Source organism: Marinomonas sp. S3726, from assembly GCF_000967665.1.
In the GTDB taxonomy this organism is placed as follows: domain Bacteria; phylum Pseudomonadota; class Gammaproteobacteria; order Pseudomonadales; family Marinomonadaceae; genus Marinomonas.
The window spans coordinates 1-8,242 of sequence record NZ_JXYC01000037.1 but is presented as its reverse complement, the minus strand read 5'-3'; the positions used below and the strand labels follow the sequence as shown (position 1 = coordinate 8,242).

Here is an 8,242-nt window from a genome sequence, read left to right as displayed (position 1 = left end):
CTTATCAATAGAATAACTATTAAGTTACGCTCCTCGCCATAAATCTAGCGGCTTTTATCCTCACGCTGAGGCGGGAGGACTTATTCGCAGGTTCCCTAGATCCTTTCCCCTATATTCTTGCTGTACCACTATCGAGCGAATTAATGCCACACGCCCATAAATCTCAGTACCACCCACTGCAATAATCTTATTATCTTCCCGACAAACAATGAAGTTTGAAAGATGTTTTTGACAATCTTCATAGGGTAAATCAGACTCTTGCAGTAACCTTTCAATCTCATTTAAGTCTTTAATTTCTGCTTTGCTAAATGCCATTTTTTCATCCTTATAATCTGCTTTATTAGCGTCACTCGTTCACCAGATAATAGACGTTAACAGGCATTCTGTAAGGAAGTAGCAAGATAAAAACGGCAACTTAAAAGCAGCCCCTTTAGTAACGAGAAACCTTTAAGTTGCCAATAAATAATTCACTAGTTAACAACAGCCAGAAATATTATCTTCTTTCGCTTCTTTTTTAGCCGGCTCAAATGTACCAATTGCAGCGACAGCAGATTTAAGAAGTTCAAACGATTTAACTATGTTAAAACGAGAGGTTGCTACGTTCATACGCATGTATTGCGGGCTCTTAGCACCAAACCAAATCCCTGGGGTTAAACCCATTTTGGCTTGTTTGAAGACTAAAGATTTCAGTGTTTCTTCATCTAGACCAAGCCCTGAGAAATCAAACCAAACTTGATAAGTGCCCTCAGGTTTAAAGACCCGTATTTGGGGAATATTGTCCGTTATAAAGTCTTGTATCCAAACCTGCGTTTCTTCTAGATAAGCCAACATTTCATCTAACCAAGCAGCACCCTTTTCATAAGCTGCTATCGTGGCAAAACTTGTAAAGGCATTACCGTGATCGAGATACATACCACTGACTTCATGCTTAATTGTGCTAAGGAGTGATTGGTTATTCGTATATACATACCCATTTGAAATACTGTGCATGCCAAAAGTTTTAGCGGGTGAGCCAATCAGGGTAATAATATTCTCATAATCAAAGCTGGCTAAACTGATGAATTTGCTATCAGAAAATATAATGTCTGAATGTATTTCATCACTGATAATCAAAACTTGGTGCCTTGCCGCAATTGCTACTAGCAGCTCAAGTTCAGCCTGAGACCAGACTCGCCCTGTTGGGTTATGAGGATTACAAAAGATCATGGCTTTAACATTTTCAGCTTGGATTTGGCGCTCGAACTGCTCAAAGTCAATTTGGTAGCCGTTACCGTCGACATCACTCAGTTCATTTACATCATCAATAATAAGCTCGCTTTTAACCAACTTACGATCTGCTTTATTAATTAAATTAGCAAACTGATGGTAGGCAGGTGTATGGATTAAGACAGCATCACCCGTTTGAGTGAACTGTCGGAGCAAGAGCGCGATACCAGAAAGTACACCTGGTACTTGTACAAAGTTTTTCTCTGATAATTCAATTTGATGACGTGTTGAATACCAATGACTAATAGCACTAAAGATCCCCTCTTCGTTAAACTCATAGGCAAATACACCACGTTTAACTAATCGGTCAAGCTCTTGAGTAATGGGTTGAGCTACCTGAAAATCCATATCAGCAACCCAATAAGGAAAAATATCCGTCGTGCCATAAAAGTTATTAAGCATCTCAGGCTTAGTTTTGATAAAGGTATTGTCGCCACGACTTAAAGTGTTATCGAACTGACTCATAGGGTCTCCGTTTATTATTAAAGGTTGAATACCTAATAAGACGGAGCTGAAGAAAAAAAGACGACGTTAATGGTTATTTAGATGAAATTAATGCTCAATGGCGTTAATAACACTATGTAAATTTGCCCTCTGTAAAAACTCAATCCCCTTGAATGATCTTATCAAGCTGTACCAGTATCGCCCTCATCTGTTGGTTCATTGGCGTATTTGTTGAGAGACACAAACAGAGCTTTTCGCTTAAGCGTTTTTCCTTTAATGGATGAAAGCATAATTCGTTATTAGCAAGCTCTTTTGCCACATCAAACTGAGTGAGAAAAGTCACGCCTCTACCCGCGATTACCCACTGTTTTAAAACATTTACCGAGTTACTTGTGGCACACAAGGTATGGGCCTTTTTCTGTCGCATGATTTCGGCGTAAATTCTGGGTTGAAAGGAGAGCTCATCATCGGCTAAACAAAGCGGCCATTGTAAGCAATCAGCCAAGGGAACCGGGGTATTTGAAACTAACTTTGATTCAGCAAGGTTTAAACTTGGCGGATAAATTAGGCCGATTGGGCAGTCAACATGGCTAAAAAGGCGAACTTGGCGATTATCTTGTACATTAAACGCAATAATGACATCTAGCTCACCTGACTCTAATTGTGCCAATAAACTATGGGTATTGCCGACTTTAATATCCAATCTATATTGTCCAAGAATGTGGTCCAACCCTTGCTCAATTTGTTGAGGTAAGGTTTGGCTTAAACATTCCATAATTCCGAGTTTTAACACCTCTAGACTTTCTTTATTAATGCGCTGCATTTCAAGTCGTAAGTGTTTATCTTGCTTGCGCCAAAACTCAGCTTTATTCAGCAACTCGCGACCAGACTCAGTTACCTCGATGCCCCGAGGTAAACGAATGATTAATTTAGAGCCATAGTCTTCCTCTAAAATACGCATTTGTCGGCTTAAAGCAGACGCAGAAATATTCAACTTATTGGCAGCTTTTCGCACAGACCCTTCGTTCGCTATTTCGATAAAAGAAATCAGCTCTTTTGAAAATGCTGTAATAATTAACTCCTTATCAAAGCTTAAGCGTGCTAATTTTTAGAACGCATTTTACCAATCATTATAGTTCTTAATAAGCTTTTCATAAAATAGAATGTCGCCATCTCTCAGACCATCCCTCCCTAAAAAGCGAGACTCACAGAAGAGAAAGAAAAGAATGGCTAAATAGAAGCTAAACAGGCACACATTGAAAAAGGTAAAAATATGAATCAAGCAGAGCAAGATAACCATTGGCTTAAGCAAACGCTAAACCTATCTCAAGCTGCGGTCGATGCAGGCAACCACCCTTTTGGTGCCTTATTGGTAATAGATAATAAACAAGTATTAAAGGCAGAGAACACAGTTAATAGCTGTCACGATGCGACTCGCCATGCTGAGATGAACCTTGTTAGCCAAGCGTGTCAAAACTTAAGCGAGAGCCAGCGTAAAGAGGCTGTACTCTATACCTCAACAGAGCCCTGTGCCATGTGTGCTGGTGCCATTTATTGGTCTGGCATCAAGCAAGTTGTCTATGCTTGTAGCGGTAGTGAATTAAACGACATTGCTGGTAAAAGCTTAATTTGCCATAGCGAAGACGTGTTTACAGGCGCGGTAAATCCACCAAGTGTCAGATCTACTCAATCACAATTACTCATTGAGCAAGCTTGTGAACAACATAAAAAATATTGGATTGAAGACTGGTCATGTCTTTAGGTTAAACACTCCAAAAACTAAGCGCTAAAAGACTAACGACTTAAAGACACGTTATAAAGGTATCAAGACTGTTACACATTTGCTTAATAGTTACACCAAATGCTGGCTTGTCAGACTTGATCGCCAGCCCGTTATTTGAGGATAATGAACTCATCTTAAAACTTGGTTTCTTAAGCTAAAACCTTAAATTGAAGTACACATTATGAGTAGAAAAAACACCTTAACCTTCGGTGCTATCGCACTTGCCTCAACTGCTTTAATTGCCTGTTCTACTCAACCTCATGACCCTGCATTTCAAACGGCTAAAACGCTACCTAAGTATGATCAAACAAGTTTTTCTGACTATGTAGCAGATACTAAGCAATGGTTAGAAACAAACCGGGTGTTTATGACTCAGGATAAAGAGTCTGAATTACTCGACGTTTTACCCAGAGAATACGAGCCACAGCAACCTAATGGCCAAGGTGTACTGCTTGTGCACGGCTTGGGAGACACGCCCTACTCTTTTATTAACGTTGCAGAGCATTTAGCGAAGAAAGGCTATCTTGTTCGCACTGTTTTACTCTCAGGCCATGCAAGTAAAGTTGGAGATCTACAGCTACCATCGCTGGAAGATTGGCAAGGTATTGTTGATCATCACGCAAGGCTATTAAAAACGAATGTTGATTCTATCTGGGTAGGTGGCTACTCCACGGGGGCAAACCTAGTGACCGACCTTGCCATTCAAGATGAGTCGATTAATGGCGTACTGCTTTTTTCTCCTGCATTTCAACCAAACTCCTCTTCGGTAAAGTATGCAGGGCTTGCTAGCTATTTTGTTACTTGGGCTGACCAAGACCCAGAAGATAACCCACTTAGGTATAATTCACTGCCCATGAGCGCAGCCGCTGTCTATTACGAAACCTCTGTCGAAGTGAGAGACCAGCTAGAAGACACCCAATATGAGAAGCCCGTTTTCATGTTAATGAGTGAAGGCGATAGCGTCATAGATACTCAATTTGCTATCGATATTTTCACACAACAATTTAATAATCCGAATAGCCGCTTAATCTGGCAAGGAGAAAAAGCATTAGCAGAGCCAAGGTCCACCACTTTATCGATGAGATTACCTGAACAGCGTATTTCAAACGGTTCGCACATGGGCTTACTGTTTGCCCCTAACAACCCAAATTATGGCGTTCAAGGACAAAGCCGTATTTGCAGCAATGGTCAGACAGAAGAGCAAGAAGCTGCATGTATGAACGGGGATGATGTGTGGTTTTCAGCATGGGGGCACAGAGAAGATAACAAAAACCATGCCCGCCTAACCTACAACCCCTACTTCACAGAATCCATGGCCTTGTTAGATCAAGTGATGGGAAGTGAAAGCACTAAAAAGTAAGTACTAGCCTGAGTTTGCTGACTTTGAAAACGAGTCAGCATCCGCTAATTAGCTAGAAAGCACCAGCCATATTTGTAATGTTTTTATCAGAACCTATCAGCAGGATGATTCACCCCATCATAGGTTGGAATATCATCTATCATCAATGGGTTTATGCCTTCCAAGCAAGCGACATTAAAACCATATTGAGCTGGGTTTGATCGTCTCTGATGATGAGTATAAATACCGCAGTTAGCACAGAAATAATGCTTAGCTGTCTTGGTATTAAACTGATACAAGGTCAGAAGTTCTTGCCCTTTAATGATATGAATTCCAGATAAAGGAATCGATGCCGCAACAGCTCCTCGCTTTCGACACAAAGAACAATCACAACGCCTTATATCAAAAAGGCCATCGGGCAAATCAAGTTCAAACTCGACAGAACCACAATGACACGAGCCTTTATGCCTTTCTTGAATAGCAACACCACCAACACTTTTTAGATTAATAGCCACTCTTGACTCCTTGTATAGGCATGATAACGCTACTTGCAGCTACCTAAATATTTTGAATATCTGATTTAGATAGAGTTTTTAACTGCTTTTTTCGTACTTTAATTTGCTCATTATTTTGCATGCTTTTGCGCTTGGTACGTTCCAAAAACAATGCAAGCGCAAATCATCAACATGTATATCGTGATCGACTCATTCAAAACAACGTTAGCAAAAAATAATGTAATAACAGGCATAACAAGCAAAATTGACCCAATACGCTGGATACCACCTCGACCTAAAGCTAAAAACCATAATATATATCCACCTAGCGACGAGCATAATGCCATCCAAAAGATAGCTCCCCAGCCTACTAGTGATACATTAGCCCAAAACGTATTCCCTGATATTTGAATAAAGGTCGGTATAAGAAAAATCAGAGAAATTGAAAGCCCCCAAAATGTTGTTGCTTCAGTACCAACTTTTGGCGATAACTTACCACCAGCGACATATCCGATAGCACACACCAATGCACCCGCTAATATAATCAAGTCACCTTTAATATAAGCTTCATTACTAGATGAAGTATCCAGTCCGAATCTAGAAAATATTAATATTACAGTTGCAAATAATGCGATTAAAGCCCCAATCCACCATTTTAAAGATGGTATTTTCATTTCAATTAAAGCACTGAATATAACAGTGAAAATTGGAATTAAAGCCATTATTAAAGCAGCATGACTCACGCTAGTTTGCTCTATTCCAATACTGATTAATGCTGGCCATAAGCCAAAAGAAGTAATGCCTGTTAGCAAAAGAAGAAGACGATCTAGCGTAGTTTTAGGAAATGGATATTTTAATAAGCAAGCAATAATCAACGCCAGCACCCCAGCTAGCATGGATCTAAGAATGCCGGCACTCAAACCGTCCATGTATATGATGGCAATTTTATTTGCAACGGCTGTAGTACTCCACAGTAACATTGCAAAAACACCAGCAAAAACAGGAAATGACTCAGCATAATTAAATTGCTTCTTACTCTGGATCACATTCAAACATACCTTGAAATAAAACTAGAAAAAATTACGAGTGCACTTTGAGAGATTTTTTTACCTTCTTCATAGCCATTTGACGCTTAAGTGGCGAAAGATAGTCAATAAACAAATTACCAGATAAATGATCAATTTCATGCTGCATTACGATAGCTAGAAAATCATTACTTTCGATTGAAATAGGTTTACCCTCTCGATCTAGTGCAGATACGACAACAGATGAAAAGCGTTCAACCTCAGCATAATAATCAGGAACTGATAAGCAGCCTTCTTGACCCATGACTTTATCTGAGCCATTAACAACTTCTGGATTAACCAAAACCAATGCTTCATTTCGACTCTCTGATAGATCGATAACAACAACAGCTTCCTTTCTACCTATCTGAGTTGAAGCTAAACCAATACCATTATCAGTTGCATACAAGGTATCTAACATATCGTCGATCAGACCTTGTATTAAAGAAACATCCTTTATCTTTTCTGACTTAATCCTGAGCCTTGCATCTGGTGCTTTAAGAATTTCTAAAACTGCCATATCTTTCCTTTTACTTCCTTGTATTTTATCGCTTTTTTTGATTGAGAAACCATCAGATTCAGTACTTTAAAAAAGATAAAGCCTAAAATCACCTGAATAATGCTCACATAAGTTACTAAAGATGCCCTATTTAATTTGCGATTTAATCTTATAGTAACAACCTCACTTGTTCACAAACACTCTGGCTGAACAAAATACACTTTAGTTTTTATCGTGTTATTCACGATCTTTACCTAACATGCGCTAATGTCATGATATCATCCACGCCCGAACTCTCATTATCTGATCAGTTTAATTTGATAACTTATGACCTTCTCCATGTTTAAGAATAAAACCGTACATTTTTCAGCTCGTAAGAAAGGTGTATTGGCATCGATAATCGCGTCTTGTTTATTTGCCATGCTGCCCCTTTATGTACAGTTTCAACCGAGCCTAACAGGAACCGCTTCTGAAGCAGGCCATTGGTTAACGGGTCAAAGAGTTTTGTGGAGCTCTGTCATTATGTTATTGGGATTAGCCTTGGTTGGGCGAATCTCTAAATTATGGGAACAATTAAAGCAGTGGCGGTTATGGCCGAGCTTTTTTCTTTCTGCCTGTTTGATTGCACCACAGTTTTGGATTTTTGTCTGGGCGCCATTACAGGGTGAAATACTTTCTGTGGCGTTAGGCTATTTTGCACTCCCTCTGACCTTGGTTGCCGTTGGCTATTTTGTGTATGGCGAGCAATTAACCCGAGCACAATGGCTTGCATGCATGATTGCAGCTTCTGGTGTAATTTATGCCTATGTGATTGCTGATGGTATCTCGTGGATTGTATTAGTCATTGCATTAGGCTATCCACTGTACTTTATGAATCGCCGACGTTTCTCAATCGCTAGCGACATAGTATTTACCCTAGACAATCTCTTTATATTGCCAATCGCACTGCTTGCCATGGTCTATTTACACCCTTTTAATGAGTGGCCACACATTGAGCTTTGGTCTTGGGCTTATTTCCTAGGGTTAGGGCTAATAGGCACTTTACCCATGCTTTTATTTTTATTCGCCTCACAAAAACTCCCGCTTAGCCTGTTCGGATTACTGACTTATATAGAACCCACATTGGTTTTTTGTCTTGGCCTAATTCTGGGTGAACGTATTGAGCTAATCCAATGGCCAATCTATGGCGCGATTATGCTTGCCTTGTTATTAATTGCTATCGATAGAGATAAACGAAATCGTTAGTGGGCATGATGAGAGAGCGGCTAGATGAGTGGTGATTCTCAGACAGTTATAGATTGCTACATAGTAAGAAATGAAAAAGAGAAATAAAAGACATATATGGACGCTCCC

Annotated in this window: 9 protein-coding genes; 3 read left to right on the top strand and 6 right to left on the bottom strand. The window is 39.7% G+C overall.

Annotated elements, in window-relative coordinates; all coding sequences use genetic code 11:
- Positions 1-60: 60 nt before the first annotated feature.
- From TW85_RS22465 to TW85_RS22455, 3 genes are all read right to left on the bottom strand, one after another.
- Complete coding sequence (locus TW85_RS22465; protein ID WP_046019399.1) at positions 61-315, bottom strand: GNAT family N-acetyltransferase; 255 nt, start codon at positions 313-315, stop codon at positions 61-63.
- A gap of 159 nt (positions 316-474) precedes the next feature.
- Positions 475-1,731: a PatB family C-S lyase gene (locus tag TW85_RS22460; protein WP_046019398.1), complete on the bottom strand. Its 1,257-nt coding sequence runs from the start codon at positions 1,729-1,731 to the stop codon at positions 475-477.
- A 139-nt stretch (positions 1,732-1,870) separates the two neighbouring features.
- Positions 1,871-2,758, bottom strand: a complete 888-nt coding sequence (locus TW85_RS22455; RefSeq protein ID WP_343251987.1) for a LysR family transcriptional regulator — start codon at positions 2,756-2,758, stop codon at positions 1,871-1,873.
- 225 nt (positions 2,759-2,983) lie between these two features.
- On the opposite strand from TW85_RS22455, the gene TW85_RS22450 reads away from it, so the two are divergent.
- Entirely contained in the window at positions 2,984-3,472 is a 489-nt protein-coding gene (locus TW85_RS22450; RefSeq protein ID WP_046019396.1) for a nucleoside deaminase, read from the top strand.
- A 202-nt stretch (positions 3,473-3,674) separates the two neighbouring features.
- Positions 3,675-4,853 carry an alpha/beta fold hydrolase gene (locus tag TW85_RS22445; RefSeq protein ID WP_046019395.1) on the top strand — a complete coding sequence of 393 codons (1,179 nt, stop codon included), beginning with the start codon at positions 3,675-3,677 and terminating at the stop codon, positions 4,851-4,853.
- An 86-nt stretch (positions 4,854-4,939) separates the two neighbouring features.
- Here the strand turns inward: TW85_RS22445 and TW85_RS22440 are convergent, their stop codons facing one another.
- From TW85_RS22440 to def, 3 genes are all read right to left on the bottom strand, one after another.
- Positions 4,940-5,347 carry a GFA family protein gene (locus TW85_RS22440; RefSeq protein ID WP_046019394.1) on the bottom strand — a complete coding sequence of 136 codons (408 nt, stop codon included), beginning with the start codon at positions 5,345-5,347 and terminating at the stop codon, positions 4,940-4,942.
- Between the two features lie 110 nt (positions 5,348-5,457).
- Positions 5,458-6,372, bottom strand: a complete 915-nt coding sequence (locus TW85_RS22435; RefSeq protein WP_046019393.1) for a DMT family transporter — start codon at positions 6,370-6,372, stop codon at positions 5,458-5,460.
- A gap of 34 nt (positions 6,373-6,406) precedes the next feature.
- Positions 6,407-6,910 (bottom strand): peptide deformylase, encoded by a 504-nt coding sequence (gene def / locus TW85_RS22430; RefSeq protein WP_046019392.1) that lies wholly within the window; start codon positions 6,908-6,910, stop codon positions 6,407-6,409.
- Between the two features lie 318 nt (positions 6,911-7,228).
- Between def and rarD the strand changes: the two genes are divergently transcribed.
- Positions 7,229-8,134, top strand: a complete 906-nt coding sequence (gene rarD / locus TW85_RS22425; protein WP_157197010.1) for an EamA family transporter RarD — start codon at positions 7,229-7,231, stop codon at positions 8,132-8,134.
- Positions 8,135-8,242 lie beyond the last annotated feature (108 nt).